Raw genomic sequence first — 18,512 nt, 5'->3', positions numbered from 1 at the left:
GAGAGGTGTGATGGACCAGAAAGACAACGGGTTCTCCGACGCCGGCGCCTCCTCTCCGCATTATCACGGTCACCGCGACCGTCTGCGCCAGCGTTTCCGCGAGGCCGGCCACGAGGCGCTTCAGGACTACGAGCTTCTGGAGCTGCTGCTGTTCTCGCCGATCAGGCGCGCCGACACCAAGCCTATCGCCAAGGCGCTGATTGCCCGCTTCGGCTCGTTCGGCGAGGTCCTCGCCGCTCCGCCGGCGCGCCTCAAGGAGGTGAGCGGCGTCGGCGACAGGGTCGTCGACGAGTTGAAGCTCGCCCATGCGGTGGCCGAACGCTTCCTGCGCGGCCAGTTGCGCAAGAAGCAGGTGCTCTCGTCCTGGTCCGCCGTGCTCGACTACATCCGCACCGCCATGGCCTATTCGGACCGCGAGGAGTTCCGCATTCTCTTCCTCGACAAGAAGAATGCGCTCATCGCCGACGAGGTGCAGCAGCGCGGCACGGTGGATCACACGCCGGTCTATCCGCGCGAGGTGATGAAACGGGCGCTGGAGCTTTCCGCAAGCGCCATCATCCTCGTCCACAATCATCCTTCCGGCGACCCGACGCCCTCGCGCGCCGACATCCAGATGACCAGCCAGATCGCCGAGATAGCAAAGCCTCTGGGTATTGCCCTGCACGATCACATCATCGTCGGCCGCGACGGACACGCCAGCTTCCGCGGCCTCCAGCTTCTGTGACGGCAAATGTGCAAAAAAAGACAGAAAACTGCCGCAGCGGAATAGGTCTGTTAATAATAATTAACTAATATTCCACGGCTTTTGTTAAATTCGCTGTGTAAGCGTTTCCCGGGTGGGGAAATGAGGCTGCAATGGGTGCGTCACGGAAATCTAGCGGAACGAAATTGGCCAACGCCATTTTGTTTCCGGTCGTCGGATTGGTTCTGCTCGCGATCGCTTTTTCGGTCGTGCTCATTGCCTATACGTCGCGTTCCGCGGATATCGCCGCCCTCAACAGCGAGCGCAATCTGCTGCGCGGCGGCACCAAGCTGCAGCTGGATCTGCTGGCCAAGGAGCAGGAAGGGACCGCGATCTGGGACCAGGCCTTCTTCTACACGCGGCCGGGCTCGTTCAACCCCAGCTGGATCGACGCCAACATCGGCCGCTGGATGCTGGCCAACCACGGCCACGACCAGACGCTGATCATCGGTGTCGACGGCAAGCCGGTCTACAACTTCCTCAACGGTCGCGACCAGGATCCCGCCACCGCCCGGGAGCTCGCCGACAGCATCCACCCGCTCGTCGCGCGGGTGCGAGCCCGCTTCATCAACAGCTTCACGCGGCTTCCCTCCGGCCTCTTCGTCGTCGAGCGCCCCAAGTCCGGGTTCACGCGCTCCGTCAACGAGACCGGCTTCACGCAGCTTGACGGGCGTCCCGCCTTCGTCGCCGTCACCGCCATCGGTCCCGAGCTCAAGCAATTCCTGGCCGAGCGCCAGCCGCCGGCCGTCCTCGTCAGCATCAAGATGCTCGACCCGGCGCGGCTGTCCGCTCTCGCGGAACGCTCCGGCACCCATGATCTGCGCGTTTCACCGAGGGTGCCGAACGATGGCAATGCCGCCAGTCTCGCGATCAAGGATCCGCGCGCGCGCGACATCGGCTATCTGACCTGGCAGTCGGAAAACCCGGGCGCACAGATCCTTGCCGGCGTTAGCCCGATGCTGTTCTTCCTGGCGACGACCATCGCCGGCCTGACCGGCCTCGTTCTCTACTACACCCGCCAGAACACCCGCCGTCTGGCGGAGAGCGAGGCCCGCGCCCATCATGCGGCCCTGCACGACAGCCTGACCGGACTGGCCAACCGCGACTTCTTCTCCTCCCGCTTCCGCGAGGAGCTTGGGGAATGGCACAGCGGTCGAGGCATCATCGGCGTGATCTACATCGATCTCGACCACTTCAAGGACATCAACGACACGCTCGGTCACGCCGCAGGCGACGAGGTCATCCGCGAGGCGGCGCGACGCCTCAGGGTGCTGGCGCCGGACAATGCGACGCTTGCCCGCATCAGCGGCGACGAGTTCGCCCTGCTCCTGCCCGAGTGCGCCGACCGCTCCTACATCGAGACCGTCCTGCGGCGCATGCAGGACCGTTTCGCCGTGCCGATGTATGTCGCAGGCAACCACCTGCACGTCAGCCTCAGCGTCGGCGCGGCGATCGCGCCCGACGACAGCCTTTCGATGGGCGAGCTGCTGCGCAAGGCCGACATCGCGCTCTACTCCGCCAAGTCGGGCGGGCGCGGGCGGTGGGCCTTCTTCGATTCCTTCATGGAAGAGCACGTGCGAACCCGCGAGAACCTGGCGCACGGCCTGCGCGAGGCGATCCGCAACGAGCGCCTTCAGGTGGTCTACCAGCCGCAGACCACCATCGATGGCACCCGCGTGCTCTCCGTCGAGGCGCTGCTGCGCTGGACCGACCCGGAGATGGGCGCCATCAGCCCCTCGGTCTTCGTGCCGATTGCCGAGGAAACCGGCCTCATCAACGAGCTCGGCCTCTACGTCTTGCGCCGCGCCTGCCGCGATGCCGCCGCCTGGCCGCATCTGGGCGTCGCCGTCAACGTGTCACCGACCCAGTTCCGCCATCCGCGCTTCATCGACGATCTGCGCGACACGCTGGAGGACTGCAACTTCGAGCCGACGCGGCTGGAGATCGAGGTCACCGAGACCGTTTTTGCCGACGATGACAGCGGCATTCTCGACACGCTGACCCAGGTCCAGGACCTCGGCGTACGCGTCGCTCTCGATGATTTCGGCATCGGCTATTCGAGCCTGAGCTATCTGCGCCGTTTCCCGTTCGACACGCTCAAGATCGACCGCAGCTTCATCGCCGATCTCGACGTCGCCCCGCATGCGCACGCGATCCTGTCGACGATCATCGATCTCGGCGAGGCACTTGGCATGAAGGTGGTCGCCGAAGGCATCGAGACGCGCCAGCAGGCGGCGATCCTGCAGCGCACCAACTGCGACCGCCTGCAGGGCTACTACCTGTCGCGGCCGATGCCGCGCGAGGATATCGCCGAAGCCGAGAGGCGGCTGGCCGGTGTCACCGCCCCTGGCGAGACCGACGTGCCGACCGCAGCGGCGGCCTCGCGCTGCGCCTGAAGAAAGAGGGGCGGAGCCTGTCGCGACAAGCGTCAGGCGAGCGGTGGCTGATCTGGCGTCAAGGGGTCTGGCGTCGATGACTGCCCCGCGTCGAGCCGGGCCCGCATCGCCGCGTCGAGCATGGCCATCGCCGCGAACGGCCCGCCAGCCTTGGCAAGTGCGCCGTCGACATCGCAAAGGCCGAGCCCGACGCTGCCAAAGCGCTGGCGTAGCGCGTCAACCACCCAATGGCGCTCCTGTCGCACCCGGCGCTCCCGCAGCGCACCGCTGTCGCGCGCGCTGCCGGCAAACGCGTCGGCCGCGGCCAGGGCTTCGTCGATCCCTTCCCCTGACGTAGCGGAAATGCAGAGAACCTGCGGTGCGGCACGCGCATCCGCCGGCCTGGCGAGGGTCAGAGCGCCAGCCACATCGGCGCGCGCGCGGCGCGCCAATCCACCCATGTCGGCTTTGGTGACGAGGATCAGGTCGGGCAGTTCCATGACGCCCGCCTTCATGAACTGCAGGCTGTCGCCGGAACCAGGCTGGATGCACAGCGCCAGCGTGTCGACAGCATGGACGACATCCGCCTCCGACTGTCCGATCCCGACGGATTCAACGATCACCCTGTCCATCACCGCGCGCATCAGCACAATGGCGGCGATGGCGTGATCGGACAGGCCACCGAGACGGTCACGCGCCGCCATGGAGCGCACGAAGATGCCGGCGTCCTCCGGATCCGTCGCAAGCCGCGTCCGGTCGCCGAGAAGCGCGCCGCCGGTCACCTGCGACGAGGGATCGACGGCAATCACCCCGACCCTTTCGCCACGGCTCCGATAGGCCCGGATCAGCGCGTTGGTGAGCGTCGACTTGCCGACGCCCGGCGGCCCGGTCAGGCCAAGCACCTCCGCCCGCGGCGCGGCCGCCGCCGCGTCGAGAAAACGGGCAAGATCGTCCTCGCCCGCTTCGGTCTCGACCGCCGACAACGCGCGCGCCAACGCGGCCTTGCCGCCGGCCCTCAGGGCCTCGAGGCTGGCCGGCCGGCGCACCGCGACTTACGCCGTCTGCGCCTTGAGCGCCGCCTGGGCGGCGGCAAGGCGGGCGATGGGCACGCGGAACGGCGAGCAGGACACATAGTCCAGGCCGACGCTCTCACAGAAGAAGATCGAGGCCGGATCGCCGCCGTGCTCGCCGCAGATGCCGAGCTTCAGTCCCGGACGCGCGGCCCGGCCGCGTTCCGCGCCGATGCGCACCAGTTCGCCGACGCCTTCCTGGTCGATGGACACGAACGGGTCGCGCTCGACAATGCCGAGGCGCTGGTAGGCGCCGAGGAAGGAGGAAGCATCATCGCGCGAGATGCCGAAGGTGGTCTGCGTCAGATCGTTGGTGCCGAAGGAGAAGAACTCCGCCGAGGCCGCGATCTCGCCGGCGCGCAGGCAGGCCCGCGGCAGCTCGATCATCGTGCCCACCTGATAGGCGATGGCGACACCCGTTTCCGTCGAAACCGCCTTGGCCATCGCATCGATGCGCGCGCGCACCAGGTCGAGCTCGGCCTTGACGCCGACGAGCGGCACCATGATTTCCGGCGTCACCGGGGAGCCGGTGCTCTTGCCCGCGGCAACCGCGCCCTCGAAGATGGCGCGCGCCTGCATTTCGGCGATCTCCGGATAGCTGACGAGCAGGCGGCAGCCGCGATGACCGAGCATCGGGTTGAACTCCCGCAGTTCCAGAGCCCGCTCGCGCAGCCGATCGGCGTCGACGCCCATCACGGCGGCGACCTCGGCGATCTCCTCGTCGCTGTGCGGCAGGAACTCGTGCAGCGGCGGGTCGAGCAGGCGGATGGTCACCGGCAGACCCTGCATGATCTCGAAGAGCTCGGTGAAATCACCGCGCTGCATCGGCAACAGCTTGTCAAGCGCCGCCCGGCGGCCCGCCTCGTTCTCCGACAGGATCATCTCGCGCACCGCGACGATGCGCTCCCCCTCGAAGAACATGTGCTCGGTGCGGCACAGGCCGATGCCCTCGGCGCCGAAGCCGCGCGCGGCGCGCGCATCCGCCGGCGTCTCCGCGTTGGTGCGCACCTTCATGCGGCGCTCCGCGTCGGCCCATTCCATCAGCCGCGCGAATTCGCCCGACATTTCCGGCTGCTGCATCGCCACCTCGCCGACGAGCACCTGGCCGGTCGCCCCGTCGATGGTGATGCGCTCGCCCTTTGCGAACTTGCGCCCGGCGACCGTCAGTGTGCCGGCCCGGTAGTCGATCCGCAGCGAACCCGCGCCGGAGACGCAGGGCTTGCCCATGCCGCGGGCGACGACCGCCGCGTGGCTGGTCATGCCGCCACGCGTGGTCAGGATGCCCTCGGCCGCGTGCATGCCGTGAATGTCCTCAGGACTTGTCTCGACGCGCACGAGAATGACCTTGCGCCCTGCGTTTTTCGCCTCTTCGGCCTCGTCGGAGGAGAAGACGATGTCGCCGGACGCCGCGCCCGGCGACGCCGGCAGACCGGTCGCGAGGATGTCGCGCTCCGCCTTCGGGTCGATCATCGGGTGCAGAAGCTGGTCAAGGGCGGACGGATCGACGCGCATCACCGCCTCCCTCGGCGAGATCAGACCGTCGTCCGCCATCTCGACGGCGATCTTGAGCGCCGCCTTGGCGGTGCGCTTGCCGTTGCGCGTCTGCAGCATCCACAGCCGGCCGCGCTCGATGGTGAACTCCAGGTCCTGCATGTCGCGGTAATGGCCCTCGAGCCTGTCGCAGATGGCGACGAATTCGGCGAAGGCCTCCGGCATCGCCTTTTCAAGCGACAGTGCGTCGGAGCCGGCGGCGATGCGCGCGGCTTCGGTGATGTCCTGCGGCGTGCGGATGCCCGCGACCACGTCCTCGCCCTGGGCGTTGATCAGGAACTCGCCGTAGAGCGCCTTCTCGCCGGTCGAGGGATTGCGGGTGAAGGCCACGCCGGTCGCGGAATCGGTGCCCATGTTGCCGAACACCATGGCCTGAACATTGACCGCCGTGCCCCAGTCATTGGGAATGTCGTGCAGCCGACGGTAGGTGACCGCGCGGGCGCTCTGCCAGGACAGGAACACCGCCCCGATCGCGCCCCAGAGCTGCTCGCCCGGGTCCTGCGGGAAAGGCTGACCAAGCTCCTCCTCAACCAGCGCCTTGTAGCTCACGATCACCTGCTGCCAGTCCTCGGCGGAAAGATCGGTGTCGAGCGCGTAGTCGTTGTCGTTCTTGTAGGTTTCGAGGATTTCCTCGAAATCGTGATGCTCAAGGCCAAGCACCACGTTGGAGTACATCTGGATGAAGCGGCGGTAGCTGTCATAGGCAAAACGGGCGTCGCCGGCGGATTTGGCGAGTGCGGGAACGGTGGCGTCGTTGAGGCCGAGGTTGAGGACCGTGTCCATCATGCCCGGCATGGAGACGCGCGCGCCCGAGCGCACGGAAACCAGAAGCGGATCGGTCGCGTCGCCGAAGCCGCGCCCGGTGATGCGGGCGATCTCGGCAAGCGCCGCGTCGACCTCGGCGCCGAGACTGTCCGGATAGGACCGGCCGTTCGCCTCGAACCAGGTGCAGACCTCGGTGGTGATGGTAAAGCCTGGGGGAACCGGCAGACCGAGATTGCTCATCTCCGCCAGATTGGCGCCCTTGCCGCCAAGCAGGTTCCTCATGTCGGCCGCCCCTTCGGACTTGCCGTCGCCGAAGCCGTACACCCATTTGGTCATTGCGTTCCTGTCCCTTCTCCCGCAGACGCCGCAACGCGCCCGTTTTTTTTGCCGGAGCCGGTACCACTCCGGACGCCTTCCCCTTAAATGATGCAGTGCGAGAAACAAAGGACTTTCGGACCTTCGAACGGGTTCCCGACAGGCTTTCGCCGCACTGCAATATACTTTGCCGGGGGAGCGGGCGCGCGCTGCCCTCCCCGTTTCCTGCCCACTTCCGCAAGGGCGACAAGGCACTGTCGCGAGGCCTGCTTGCGGCGCAGACACATAAAGGCCATCCTCATGGAGAAAATTCACGCCATGACTCGCCTGAACCCGCGTGCCAGCAGAGGCAGCCAGTCCGACACAATGATGCGACGCCTTTTCAGAAACACCGCCCTTTCCCGCGGCCTTCTCGCCGCAACGGCACTCGCCCTCGTCTCCGCTGCCGCGACACCGGCGCTATCGGAAACGGACGCCGCCGCCAGCATCATCGCTGAAAGCGGGACCGCAGACGGTCTTCCCGTAACGCTGAGCGGCAGCTACCTGTCCGGTCGGCTCGCCGGGCAGACCAACGACCTTGCAAATGCCGCCGCCTTCTTCGCCGAGGCGCTGGAGGCGGATCCTGGCAACACGTTCCTGCTCGACCGGGCGTTCGTGCTGCAGCTCGCCAACGGCAACATCGAAGAGGCCCTCGACCTGGCCGAACGGCTGCGCAGCGAACAGCCCGACCATTTCGTCGCCGGCCTGTTGCTTGCTGCCGACGCGCTGAGGCACGGCAAACCAGTCGAAGCCGACAAGCTCCTCGCAAAGGGCGGACGCGGCCCGCTTGCCGAGCTTGCCGGCGGTCTTGTCGCCGCCTGGGCCAAGGAGGCCGAGGGCAACACCGACGCGGCGCTTGCGCAGGTCTCCAGCCTCGACGGCCCGTCCTGGTTCACCGTTTTCCTCACCTATCACGCCGGCCTGATCCAGGATCATGCCGGGCGCACCAAGGACGCGCTGGAAAACTTCCGCGCCGCCTATGACACCGACAAGGGAGCGCTGCGCGTCGTCGACGCCTATGCCCGCTCCCTGGCCAAGAACGGCCAGAAGGACGAGGCCCTCAAGGTCCTGGCCGAATACGACCGTGTCCTCCCCGACCATCCGGTTATGAGGGCGACGCGCAAGGCTCTGGAAAGCAACGAGAAGATCGGGCCGATCGCTGGCGATGCCAAGGTCGGTTCGGCCGAGGTTCTCTATGGCCTCGGCGCGGCGATCGGACGGGATGGCGGCGAGGAACTCGCGGCCGTTTTCCTCCAGCTCGCACTGCATCTCGACCCCAAGGCGGATGTTGCCGCGGTGGCACTCGCCGGCCTCTTCGACCGGCTCGGGCGCTTCGAGCGTTCGATCGGCATCCTGGAGAATCTCTCCCCCGATTCGCCGCTCAAGCGTGACGCCGAGATCCAGATCGCCTTGAACTACAACGCTCTGGAGGATCTCGAACAGTCCCGCGCCCATCTGGAGGCGCTGGTTGCCAAGGATCCGACCCAATATGAGGCCGTGGTCGCGCTCGGCAACGTGCTGCGCTCGCACAAGCTCTTCGCCGAATGCGAGGAAGCCTATTCCCGTGGCATCGACACGATCGACAAGCCCGAGGAAAAGCACTGGACGATCTTCTACTTCCGCGGCATCTGCCGAGAACGGCAGAACAAGTGGGATGCCGCCGAGGCGGATCTGGGCAAGGCGCTGGAGCTCTCGCCCGACCAGCCCCTGGTGCTCAACTATCTCGGCTATTCGCTCGTCGACCGTGGGCTGAAGCTGCCCGAGGCGCTGGAGATGATCCGCACCGCCGTCGAGCTGCGGCCCAAGGACGGCTATATCGTCGACAGTCTCGGCTGGGTCTATTTCCGCCTCGGTCGCTACGACGAGGCGGTTGTCGAGCTTGAGCGTGCGGTCGAGTTGCGCCCCGAGGATCCGGTGATCAACGATCACCTTGGTGACGGCTACTGGATGGTCGGACGCAAGCTGGAGGCCCGCTTCCAGTGGAACCACGCCCGCGACCTCGGTGCCGAGCCGGACGATCTGGTCACCATCCTCGACAAGATCGAGAACGGACTGAAGCTGCCGCAAGGCACGCCGGCGGCCCATGTCGAGCCGAAAAAGAACGGCGGCTGACCCTCTCGTGACGCCGTCTTGCGGGGGAAATCCCCCCCAGTTCACCACACCGGACCTCGCCCGCCTCGCGCGGGCGAAGGTCAATTACGCCCTGCACGTCACCGGACGGCGCGAGGACGGTTATCACCTCATAGAAAGCCTCGTCGCTTTTCCGCGCGTCGGCGACAAGGTGGCGCTCGTGCCCGCCGGCGAGGCGGGCGCCACCCGCTCCCCGCTTGGCGGAATGGCTCTGTCGGGACGGTTCTCCGATGCACTGGAGGCGGCCGGCGGCGCGGCCGACAATCTGGTCCTGCGGGCCGCCGAAGCCCTGCTTGCCACGCTCGAGACGGGCGCGCGCGAGGCGGTGCGCCCCTTTCTCATCCGGCTCGAAAAGAACCTGCCGGTCGCAGCCGGCATCGGTGGCGGCTCGGCCGATGCCGCCGCCACTCTTCTCCTTCTGCGTGACGCCCTGTCCCCCACCCTGCCGGATGAAACGCTGCTTTCGCTCGGCGAGCGGCTCGGCGCCGATGTTCCCATGTGCATTTCCGGCCGGCCGGCGCTCGTTGCCGGGATCGGCGAACGGATCGCACCGCTCCCCGGCCTGCCGGCGCACGCGCTGGTCCTGGTCAATCCGGGGGTTCCGGTCGCCACTCCGGCCGTCTTTTCCTCGCTCGCGCGGCGCGACAATCCCCCTCTTCCATCGCTCCCCCAAGGGGGCTTCGCCACCCTGGGGGACCTTTGCGGCTGGTGCCGGCAGGCGCGCAACGATCTGGAGGCCCCGGCGCTGCGCGTCGCGCCTCAGATCGCCGGCGTTCTCGAACGGCTCGCAGACGCCGACGGCGTGCACCTTGCCCGCATGTCCGGATCCGGGGCGACCTGCTTCGCGATTCTCGACAACCTCGATCAGGCGACGCGTCTTGCCCGCGACATTTCGCGCGACCAGCCCGACTGGTGGGTCGTGGCCGCCCCCGTCGACTGAGGCTTTTCCGGACCGGGAAGCCCGCGTTTTGTCCCCGATCCGCAACGTCAGCGGGGCAAGGTCGGATTTTTATCGTTTCGCGACGCTTTTCCCGGTGGTACCGCCATCCGCGAATGCCAAGACTCGCCGAGGTGCTATACCTCGCGCAACCGCACTGCGAGACCGGCCGCCGGGCCGCCTCCAACCACCGGATGACCGTTCATGACCGCCTTCGCCCTGACCGTGACATGCGCTTCCCGGCGCGGGATCGTCGCCGCCATCTCGACCTTCCTGGCCGATCATGGCTGCAACATCACCGACAGTGCCCAGTTCGATGATCGCGAGACAGGCCGGTTCTTCATGCGGGTCAGCTTCAACGCCGAGACCGGGGCAACCCTGGAAGAGCTTCAGGACGGATTTGCCAAGCGCGCGCAGACGTTTGAGATGGACTACGCCTTCCACGACGAACACGCGCGGATGAAGGTCCTGATCATGGTGTCGCGATTCGGACACTGTCTGAACGACCTGCTCTACCGCTGGCGGATCGGCGCGCTGCCGATCGACATCGTCGGGGTGATCTCCAACCACCTCGAGTACCAGAAGGTCGTCGTCAACCACGACATTCCCTTCCACTACATCAAGGTAACGCGGGCCAACAAGACCGAGGCCGAGGCCCGCCAGCTCGCGATCATCGACGAGACCGGCGCCGAGCTCATCGTTCTTGCCCGCTACATGCAGGTCCTGTCAGAGGAAATGTGCGCGCGCATGGAAGGGCGGATCATCAACATCCACCACTCCTTCCTGCCAAGCTTCAAGGGCGCCAATCCCTACAAGCAGGCCTTCGAGCGCGGCGTGAAGCTGATCGGCGCGACGTCGCACTACGTCACCACGGATCTCGACGAGGGCCCGATCATCGAGCAGGACACGGTGCGCGTCACCCATGCCCAGTCGCCCGAGGATTACGTCTCTCTCGGCCGCGACGTGGAGAGCCAGGTTCTGGCCCGCGCCATCCACGCCCACATCCATCGCCGGGTCTTTCTCAACGGCAACAAGACCGTCGTCTTCCCGGCGAGCCCGGGCAGCTACGCCTCCGAGCGCATGGGCTGAGAAGCGGCGCAAAAAAGCGCCCGGCCGTGCATTTCCTGCAAGCCGGGCGCTTAAATTTCGAAATTTAGTCCTCAGCTGACGCGCGCGATGCAGAATTCGACGGCCTCGGCAAGCGCGGCGCGGTGCGGCCCCTCGGGCAGCGTCTGCAGCGCCTGCAGCGCCTCGGCGCCGAAGCTGCGCGCGCGCACGACCGTGTCGGCGAGCGCGCCGGTCTCGTCCATGATCCGGATCGCGGTCGCAAGGTCGTCGTCGCGCACATCGCGGTCTTCGAGGCAGCGCTTCCAGAACGCCTTATCCTCGTCGCGGCCGCGCTGAATGGCGAGGATCACCGGCAGGGTGATCTTGCCCTCGCGCAGGTCGTCGCCCGTATCCTTGCCGAGATCGGCGGCCGAGCCACCGTAGTCGAGCGCGTCGTCGACGAGCTGGAAGGCGAGGCCCAGCGCCATGCCGTAGTCGCGCGCCGCCTGGCGGGGCTCGCCCTCGATGCCGGCGATCACCGGACCGACCTCGGCGGCGGCGGCAAACAGCGCTGCCGTCTTCGCCTCGATCACCTGCATGTAGCGGTCTTCACTGGTCGCCAGGTTCTGGGCGGCACCGAGCTGCATCACCTCGCCCTCGGCAATGACTGCGGAGGCGGTCGACAGGATGCGCAAGGCCTCGAGCGAGCCGACATCGACCATCATCTTGAAGGCCTGGCCGAGCAGGTAGTCGCCCACGAGGACGCTGGCCTGATTGCCCCAGAGCTTGCGCGCGGCGAGCTTGCCGCGCCGCATGTCGCTCTCGTCGACGACGTCATCATGAAGAAGCGTCGCCGTGTGCATGAACTCGACGCTGGCGGCCAGCCCGACATGCCCCTGCCCGGCGTAGCCGAAGAGCTCGGCCATCGCGAGTGTCAGCATGGGACGCAGCCGCTTGCCGCCGGAGGAGATGAGATGGTTGGCGATCTCCGGAATCAGGTCGACATTGGATCCCGCCTTGTCGAGAATGACCTGGTTGACGGCGCCCATGCCGTCGCAGGTCAGATCGACCAGGTTCTGGATGCCTGCCGGTTCGGACCGGGTCTCGCGCAAGGGAACCACAACGCCCACGTTCAGTACCTTTTTGTCATTGTGCACGGGCGGGACAATAGGTCCGCCCCCTCCATCCGGCAAGCCGTCTTTCGCAGGGACACCGATCACAACGGCAGGCCGATGGCGCGAATCCGCCGGTGTTCGGAGGTCGTGAACACATCGTCTCACCCACCTCGCCCCCGGACTTGCCCCCGCATCGCGCGCCGGCGGTCGCGTCTTCGCGCCGGACGCGGTAAGCTCGTCCGCGACAATCGGCCCTCCTGCGGGAAAGCGGCCGCCACCCCAGACGGAAGGCCGATCCATGGTTCCAGTCCTGCGCACCAACGACGTGGTGCTGATCTCCTTCGTCGAGGCGCTGCTCGACGAATCCGGAATCGGCCATGTCGTGCTCGACGGGAACATGAGCGTGCTGGAGGGAACCCTGGGCATCATCCCCCGCCGGGTGATGATCGCCGACGACGACGCCGTCGCCGCCGTGCGCCTGCTGCGCGAGGCCGACCTTGGCGCCGAAATCCACGCGGACTGCCTGAAGGCCGCCGACCTCGCCGCCTCCGGAGGCGCGGCATGAGCCTCGCGCCCGCGGCCGAAACCGATGGCCTGTCTTCCGGCGATGTCACCAAGGACGCCTTTCTCGGCGGCCTCGTGCAGGTGCTCCAGCCAAGGCGCGGCGCCGGCCACCGCGCCGGGCTCGATGCGGTCTATCTCGCCGCCGCCGTTGCCGCCGGCACCACCGGCCATGTGATCGACCTTGGGTCCGGCGTCGGCACCGCCGGCTTCTGTCTCGCCGCCCGCCTTCGCGGCGTGAGCGTGACGCTGGTCGACCGCGACCGTCGCGCCCTCGATCTCGCGCGCCAGGCGCTGACGCTTGAGGAAAACGCCGGCTTTGCCGACCGCATTCGACTGATGGAGGCGGATGTGACGGGCGCGGGCCAACTTCGCCATGCCGCGGGTCTTGGCCCCGCCATCGCCGATCACGTCATCTGCAATCCGCCCTATTACGCCGACACCCGCTTCCGCGCCTCGCCGGAAGTGTCGCGGGCCGGCGCCCATGTTCTGGACGGGCGCGGGCTGGAGCCCTGGGCCCGCACCATCACCGACATCCTGAAGGAGGGTGGCACGCTGACGCTGATCTTCCGCGCCGACGGGCTCGACGAGGTGCTGTCGGTTCTGGCCCGCCGCTTCGGGGCAATCGACATCGTGCCGCTGCGCCCCCGGCCGGAGGCGGCGGCGACCCGGATCCTGGTGCGGGCGGTCCGCGCAAGCCGCGCGCCGCTGCGCCTGCTGCCAGGCTTCGTGCTGCACGAGGGCACGGGCTCGGACTTCACCGCAGAGGCCAATGGCGTCATGCGCGACGGGGCCGGTCTCTCGATCCCGCCGCGCTGATTGGCGACAGCGTTGCGTCAGTGGATCGGGAACTCGGCGTCGAGAAGACGCCAGTCTCCCGGCCCGATCAGCCCGCGATGGGCGATCTTCACCGAATGCAGCTTGCCTTCGATGTCGCGCTGCCAGAACTCCAGAAACTGCCTGAGCTCGGGAAAGACCGGAGCCTTGTCGAGCGTTTGCCACAGAAAGCTCTGGAGCAGCTTCGGGTGGTCCGGCATGTGGTAGAGAATATGAGCCGTCAGCAGCCCGTAGCCCTCAAGCTGGCGCGAAAAATCCGATCTCGTCATATCGGAACCTCCGTTACCCTCTCCTAGCGTAAAGTTTCCGGCCACCATGGTTAACAAACCCTGAAGGCTCCGGGTCATCCCGATATCGCCCCTACGGCAACCTCAGCGGCATGACCCTCCACGTCCCTCCCCGTGGCTTGCCCCCACGGCGGCACCCTCCGGTGCCAGCCCCCCCTTCGGAGCGGCCCCGACCCGGCCCCCTCCTGCGCCGGCTCCCCCCCCCAGGCGTCATCCCGGGCTTGACCCGGGACCCAATCCACATCGCGACAGCCGGAGCGGGGGCCGGTGCGCCAGAAGCGGCCCGCATGCCCGGAGCCCAGTCTGCGAAAGCTGCGGGAACCAATAGGCCCCGGGTCAAGCCCGGGGTGACGGCGGAGCGGAAGGCGACCGGCAGATGCATCAGCCAGCACTGCGGAGCGAGGGCCACCAAGCGCACATCCGCAGGCACCGGACCGGGCGTGGAGCCGCGCCCACACTGCCACGCACCGCCACACCTCCCTCCCGGCGGCCCCCTCCTGTGCCAGCCCCCCCTTCTGGAGCTGCCCCGACCCGGCCCCCTCCTGCGCCAACTCCCCCTCCGGGCGTCATCCCGGGCTTGACCCCTGATCCTCCGGCGCCAGCTCCCCCCCCCGGCGTCATCCCGGGCTTGACCCCTGATCCTCCGGCGCCAGCTCCCCCCCCGGCGTCATCCCGGGCTTGACCCGGGACCCAATCCACATCGCAACAGCCGGAGCGGGGGCCGGCGTGCCCGCAGCGGTCCGCATGCCCCGTGCCCGGCTGCGAAGGCTCAGGGAGCCAATCCACGTTGCGACGGGTGGAGGGCCTGACAAACCCGGCCGGGAGGTTCTATGGTGAGCGTAGCGCCGCGCGCGGACCTGCGCGCACGCCACCGAGCCAGGCGGTCGTGCCGCCAGCAAACCAGCCGGAGATCCGATGTCGCAACGTCCCCTGCCCGCCTCCATCGACGAGACCCTGGCCCTGCTCGACGGGCAGGGCTATGTCGGCGACCGCGCGCTCGCAACCGTCCTGCATCTGGCGCTGAAGCTGAAGCGGCCGCTCTTTCTCGAGGGCGAGGCCGGCGTCGGCAAGACCGAGATCGCCAAGGTCCTGTCAGAAGGGCTCGGGCGCGACCTGATCCGCCTGCAATGCTACGAGGGGCTCGACGTCTCGACCGCTGTCTACGAATGGAACTATGCGGCGCAGATGGTCGAGATCCGGGTTTCGGAGGCGTCCGGCGACGCCGATCACGAGGATCTGTCGAAGTCGGTCTTCGGCGAGCGCTTCCTGATCAAGCGTCCGGTGCTGCAAGCGCTGGAACCGTCGCTTTCCGGCCCGCCCGTGTTGCTGATCGACGAGCTCGACCGCGCCGACGAGGCCTTCGAGGCCTTCCTCCTGGAAGTCCTGGCCGACAATCAGGTGACGATCCCCGAACTCGGCACCATTCGTGCCGAGGAGCCCCCCATCGTCATCATCACCACGAACCGCACCCGCGAGATCCACGACGCGCTGAAGCGCCGCTGCCTCTACCACTGGGTCGACTATCCCGATGCCGCGCGCGAACTCGCCATCGTCCGGCGCAAGGTGCCCGGCGCGGCCGAGCGGCTGGCGGGGGAAGTCGTCGCCTTCGTCCAGGCGCTCAGGGCCAACGAGGATCTCTTCAAGCAGCCCGGCGTCGCCGAGACCCTCGACTGGGCGACGGCGCTCACCGAGCTGAACGAGATCGCGCTCGATCCCGACATGGTGTCCGATACGCTGGGCGTGCTGCTGAAATACCAGGACGACATCGAGCGCGTACGCGGGTCGAGGGCACGACAAATCATCGACGACATCCGCCGCGAGCACGACCGCGCCCTGGCCGACACCGAGTGACGGCGCCCCTGCATCGATGACGACACCGGCAGAAAGCGACGCCCCGCGCGGGCGCATCACCGAGAACATCGTGCATTTCGCGCGCACCCTGCGGCGTGCCGGCATGCCCGTGGGGCCCGCCAGCGTCGTCGACGCGGTGCGCGCCGTCGAGGTTGCCGGCATCCGCAACCGGGACGACCTCTACTGGGCGCTGCATGCCGTCTTCGTGCGCAAGCGCGACCAGCGCGCCGTCTTCGACGAGGCCTTCCGCATCTACTGGAAGTCGCGCGGGCTCGTCGAGAAGCTGCTGTCGATCCTGTCGCCCGTGGCCCCGCCGCGCGGCGAGCCGGACAAGCCGAAGGCCGCCCAGACCCGTGTCGCACAGGCGTTCCAGGCGACCCGGGAGCGCCGCCGGGAGGACGAGCGCGAGGAGATGGAGATCGACGCGCGCTTCACCGCATCGGGCCGCGAGGTGCTGCAGCGCAAGGACTTCGCCCAGATGAGCGCGCAGGAAATCGCCACCGCCAAGGCGGCGCTGCGCCGCATGGTGCTGCCGATGGAGAAGGTGCGCCGGCGGCGGCTTGTCGCCGCGCCGCGCGGGCGCATCGACCCGCGCAAGACCCTGCGCGCCTCGCTGCGCACCGGCGGTGACATGATCGACCTGCGCCACCGCAGGCCGGAGGAGAAGCGCCCGCCCATCGTGGCGCTTTGCGACATTTCCGGCTCCATGAGCCAGTACACCCGCATCCTGCTGCATTTCCTGCATGCGCTGACGGAGGAGCGGCGCAACGTCCACACGTTCCTGTTCGGCACCCGGCTGACCAACGTCACCCGGCAGTTGCGCATGAAGGACCCGGACGAGGCGCTGATCGCCTGCACCGACGGGGTGGAGGACTGGTCGGGTGGCACGCGGATCGCCACCGCGCTCGCCGACTTCAACCGCCACTGGTCGCGCCGGGTGCTCTCGGGCGGGCCGATCGTGCTGCTGGTCACCGACGGGCTCGAGCGCGACACCGACGAGGACCTCGCCCGCGAGATCGACCGGCTGCACCGCTCCTGTCGCCGGCTGATCTGGCTGAACCCGCTCCTGCGCTTCGACCGGTTCGAGGCGCGCGCGCGCGGCGTGCGGGCCATGCTGCCGCATGTGGACGAGTTCCGCGCGGTTCACTCGCTGGAGGCCGTGGAAGACCTGTGCAAGGCGCTGTCCGGCTCGGCGCGCACGCTCACCGCCGCAACCGATCCGCGCCGCTGGCTGCGCGGCGGCTAGGGCTGCCGGCCCCGGCCCGCCGGCGCCGCGAAGGTCTCCGCCCATGTCGGCAGGACGTCGCCGGGGGCCCGGGTCGCGGCGAACACCGCACGGGCAATCGCCCGGCTCATCACGGCTGCCGCCGTCGCCCCCGCCTCGATGGCGTCGGCCATCGGCTCAGCCGACTTCACCCGCGCCGTCGAGGCGGCGAAGACCAGATCGCCGTCAAGCGCGGTGTGCGAGGGCCACAGCGCCCGGGCATAGCCGTCATGGGCCATGACCGCGAGGCGCTTCAGTTCCGCCTTGGTGAGATCGAGATCGGTCGCGACGATGCCGATGGTGGTGTTGGCCCCCTCGCGCACCGCGTCGAACTTGGTGCGGATGCGGTCGAGGCCGTCGACCCGGACCGGCAGACCGAGGCCGCCGAACTCACGCTCCCTCTCGAAGGGGGCGGCCCAGAAATGCGGCCCCTCGCCCATGGTCGCCGACCCCAGCGCGTTGACGGCGACGAGCGCGCCGACGGTCGCTCCGTTCGAAAGCCGCGCCGAGGCGGAACCGAGCCCGCCCTTGAAGGTGGCCGTGGTGCACCCCGTGCCCGCGCCGGCGCTGCCGAGGGCAAAGTCGCGCGCCGCCGCGCCAAGCGCCTGCCGCCCGAGCGCGCCATAGGGGTTGCCGTCGCCCCAGTCCTTGTCGCCGCCATTGGCGAGGTCGAAGAGGATCGCGCCGGGCACGATGGGCACCCGCACCGGGCCAACGGCAAAACCGCGGCCCGCCGCCCTCAGCGCCATCTGCACGCCGGAGGCGGCATCGAGACCGAAGGCCGAGCCCCCAGACAGCACCAGCGCGTCAACCGCATCAACGGTGAACTCAGGCTCCAGCAGGGTCGTGTCGCGGGTCCCCGGCGCCCCGCCCAGAACGGCAACGGAGGCACGCAACGGCGCATCCGGGACAAGCACGGTGACGCCCGATTTCAGGCGCGCGTCCTCGGCATTGCCCACCAGAAGGCCGGGCACATCGGTGATCAGGTTCAGCAAGGCGTGTGGCTCCCGGCATGAGGAAAAGGGCGAACCGGCGGGCGGACCTGCCTCAGATGCGGTGGTAGGCGCGGTCGAGATAGATCAGCGCCGGACCGCGGTCGCCGAGCGACAGGGCGACGACCTCGCCAAAGATGACGGAATGGGTTCCGACCTCGGTGATTTCGGTGACGCGGCAATCGAGGCCGACGCGGGCGGCGGCGAGCACCGGCGTGCCGGTCGCCAGCACCATCCACTCGGCAAGCGCGAATCGCTCGTCGAAGCTCAGACCGCCCTTGCCGGCGAAGGCATCGGACAGCCGCTCGGCGTGGGCGGGGAGCGTGTTGATGGCGAAGACGCCGTTTTCCTTGATGGCGGCGTTGATGCGTGCCTGGCGGTTGACGCAGACCAGGATCGAGGGGGGCGAATCCGAGACCGAGGTCACCGCCGAAACGGTGGTGCCGCAGCGTCCGCTCGCGCCATCGGTGGTGGCGATATGCACCGCCGAGCCGAGCCGGCTCATTGCCTCGCGAAAGGCGGCGGCATCGACCTCGTCGGCGACCGGGCGCGGATCGGCTCCGGTCGGTCCGGACACGGGACTGTTCGTCATTCGCGGCACTCGCAGGCTCCCCTCGGGCGCAACCGCCCATCC

General features: G+C 68.1%; 15 protein-coding genes. 9 read left to right on the top strand and 6 right to left on the bottom strand.

The genetic code is table 11. From position 1 onward, the window contains the following. Nucleotides 1-10 precede the first annotated feature (10 nt). Both radC and ACSLUQ_RS03175 read left to right on the top strand, forming a co-directional pair. A complete protein-coding gene (gene radC / locus ACSLUQ_RS03180) occupies nt 11-724 on the top strand; it encodes a RadC family protein (RefSeq protein WP_417770780.1) in 714 nt (237 codons plus the stop codon). A gap of 164 nt (nt 725-888) precedes the next feature. Continuing rightward, nucleotides 889-3,138: a bifunctional diguanylate cyclase/phosphodiesterase gene (locus ACSLUQ_RS03175; RefSeq protein ID WP_417770781.1), complete on the top strand. Its 2,250-nt coding sequence runs from the start codon at nt 889-891 to the stop codon at nt 3,136-3,138. Nucleotides 3,139-3,170: 32 nt separating this feature from the next. On the opposite strand, the gene ACSLUQ_RS03170 is transcribed toward ACSLUQ_RS03175, so the two are convergent. Further along, on the bottom strand, nt 3,171-4,163 hold the full coding sequence (locus tag ACSLUQ_RS03170; RefSeq protein ID WP_461807680.1) for an ArgK/MeaB family GTPase: 993 nt from the start codon (nt 4,161-4,163) through the stop codon (nt 3,171-3,173). Between the two features lie 6 nt (nt 4,164-4,169). Beyond that, complete coding sequence (gene ppdK, locus ACSLUQ_RS03165; RefSeq protein WP_461807679.1) at nt 4,170-6,839, bottom strand: pyruvate, phosphate dikinase; 2,670 nt, start codon at nt 6,837-6,839, stop codon at nt 4,170-4,172. A 297-nt stretch (nt 6,840-7,136) separates the two neighbouring features. Between ppdK and ACSLUQ_RS03160 the strand changes: the two genes are divergently transcribed. From ACSLUQ_RS03160 to purU, 3 genes are all read left to right on the top strand, one after another. Further along, nucleotides 7,137-8,969, top strand: coding sequence for a tetratricopeptide repeat protein (locus tag ACSLUQ_RS03160; protein WP_417770784.1), 1,833 nt, complete (start codon nt 7,137-7,139; stop codon nt 8,967-8,969). A 7-nt stretch (nt 8,970-8,976) separates the two neighbouring features. Beyond that, a complete protein-coding gene (locus ACSLUQ_RS03155; protein WP_461807678.1) occupies nt 8,977-9,927 on the top strand; it encodes a 4-(cytidine 5'-diphospho)-2-C-methyl-D-erythritol kinase in 951 nt (316 codons plus the stop codon). Between the two features lie 201 nt (nt 9,928-10,128). Next, on the top strand, nt 10,129-11,013 hold the full coding sequence (gene purU, locus ACSLUQ_RS03150; protein WP_417770786.1) for a formyltetrahydrofolate deformylase: 885 nt from the start codon (nt 10,129-10,131) through the stop codon (nt 11,011-11,013). A gap of 71 nt (nt 11,014-11,084) precedes the next feature. Here the strand turns inward: purU and ACSLUQ_RS03145 are convergent, their stop codons facing one another. Continuing rightward, nucleotides 11,085-12,101 (bottom strand): polyprenyl synthetase family protein, encoded by a 1,017-nt coding sequence (locus tag ACSLUQ_RS03145; protein WP_417771202.1) that lies wholly within the window; start codon nt 12,099-12,101, stop codon nt 11,085-11,087. 283 nt (nt 12,102-12,384) lie between these two features. On the opposite strand from ACSLUQ_RS03145, the gene ACSLUQ_RS03140 reads away from it, so the two are divergent. Then, a complete protein-coding gene (locus tag ACSLUQ_RS03140; protein ID WP_461807677.1) occupies nt 12,385-12,651 on the top strand; it encodes a putative signal transducing protein in 267 nt (88 codons plus the stop codon). Next, nucleotides 12,648-13,466 (top strand): tRNA1(Val) (adenine(37)-N6)-methyltransferase, encoded by an 819-nt coding sequence (locus ACSLUQ_RS03135; RefSeq protein WP_461807676.1) that lies wholly within the window; start codon nt 12,648-12,650, stop codon nt 13,464-13,466. The genes ACSLUQ_RS03140 and ACSLUQ_RS03135 overlap by 4 nt, the downstream gene beginning before the upstream one ends. A 17-nt stretch (nt 13,467-13,483) precedes the next feature. On the opposite strand, the gene ACSLUQ_RS03130 is transcribed toward ACSLUQ_RS03135, so the two are convergent. Beyond that, nucleotides 13,484-13,753 carry an usg protein gene (locus ACSLUQ_RS03130; protein WP_417770789.1) on the bottom strand — a complete coding sequence of 90 codons (270 nt, stop codon included), beginning with the start codon at nt 13,751-13,753 and terminating at the stop codon, nt 13,484-13,486. Nucleotides 13,754-14,686: 933 nt separating this feature from the next. Between ACSLUQ_RS03130 and ACSLUQ_RS03125 the strand changes: the two genes are divergently transcribed. After that, nucleotides 14,687-15,622, top strand: coding sequence for an AAA family ATPase (locus tag ACSLUQ_RS03125; RefSeq protein ID WP_417770790.1), 936 nt, complete (start codon nt 14,687-14,689; stop codon nt 15,620-15,622). Nucleotides 15,623-15,638: 16 nt separating this feature from the next. Beyond that, entirely contained in the window at nt 15,639-16,868 is a 1,230-nt protein-coding gene (locus ACSLUQ_RS03120; RefSeq protein ID WP_461807675.1) for a vWA domain-containing protein, read from the top strand. On the opposite strand, the gene ACSLUQ_RS03115 is transcribed toward ACSLUQ_RS03120, so the two are convergent. Next, a complete protein-coding gene (locus tag ACSLUQ_RS03115) occupies nt 16,865-17,881 on the bottom strand; it encodes a P1 family peptidase (RefSeq protein WP_461807674.1) in 1,017 nt (338 codons plus the stop codon). The two genes, ACSLUQ_RS03120 and ACSLUQ_RS03115, sit on opposite strands and share 4 nt — an antisense overlap. 52 nt (nt 17,882-17,933) lie before the next feature. Beyond that, nucleotides 17,934-18,470 (bottom strand): flavin reductase family protein, encoded by a 537-nt coding sequence (locus ACSLUQ_RS03110; RefSeq protein ID WP_417770793.1) that lies wholly within the window; start codon nt 18,468-18,470, stop codon nt 17,934-17,936. Between the last annotated feature and the right edge of the window lie 42 nt (nt 18,471-18,512).

The organism is Stappia sp. ICDLI1TA098, assembly GCF_054880955.1.
This window is presented reverse-complemented; position numbering and strand designations above follow the sequence as displayed.

Bases quoted from the DNA above. Each gene is read 5' to 3' on its own strand.
- ACSLUQ_RS03120 (WP_461807675.1), top strand. From the start codon at position 15,639: ATGACGACACCGGCAGAAAGCGACGCCCCGCGCGGGCGCATCACCGAG.
- ACSLUQ_RS03125 (WP_417770790.1), top strand. From the start codon at position 14,687: ATGTCGCAACGTCCCCTGCCCGCCTCCATCGACGAGACCCTGGCCCTG.
- radC (WP_417770780.1), top strand. From the start codon at position 11: ATGGACCAGAAAGACAACGGGTTCTCCGACGCCGGCGCCTCCTCTCCG.
- purU (WP_417770786.1), top strand. From the start codon at position 10,129: ATGACCGCCTTCGCCCTGACCGTGACATGCGCTTCCCGGCGCGGGATC.
- ACSLUQ_RS03110 (WP_417770793.1), bottom strand. From the start codon at position 18,470: ATGACGAACAGTCCCGTGTCCGGACCGACCGGAGCCGATCCGCGCCCG.
- ACSLUQ_RS03140 (WP_461807677.1), top strand. From the start codon at position 12,385: ATGGTTCCAGTCCTGCGCACCAACGACGTGGTGCTGATCTCCTTCGTC.
- ACSLUQ_RS03130 (WP_417770789.1), bottom strand. From the start codon at position 13,753: ATGACGAGATCGGATTTTTCGCGCCAGCTTGAGGGCTACGGGCTGCTG.
- ACSLUQ_RS03135 (WP_461807676.1), top strand. From the start codon at position 12,648: ATGAGCCTCGCGCCCGCGGCCGAAACCGATGGCCTGTCTTCCGGCGAT.
- ACSLUQ_RS03160 (WP_417770784.1), top strand. From the start codon at position 7,137: ATGACTCGCCTGAACCCGCGTGCCAGCAGAGGCAGCCAGTCCGACACA.
- ppdK (WP_461807679.1), bottom strand. From the start codon at position 6,839: ATGACCAAATGGGTGTACGGCTTCGGCGACGGCAAGTCCGAAGGGGCG.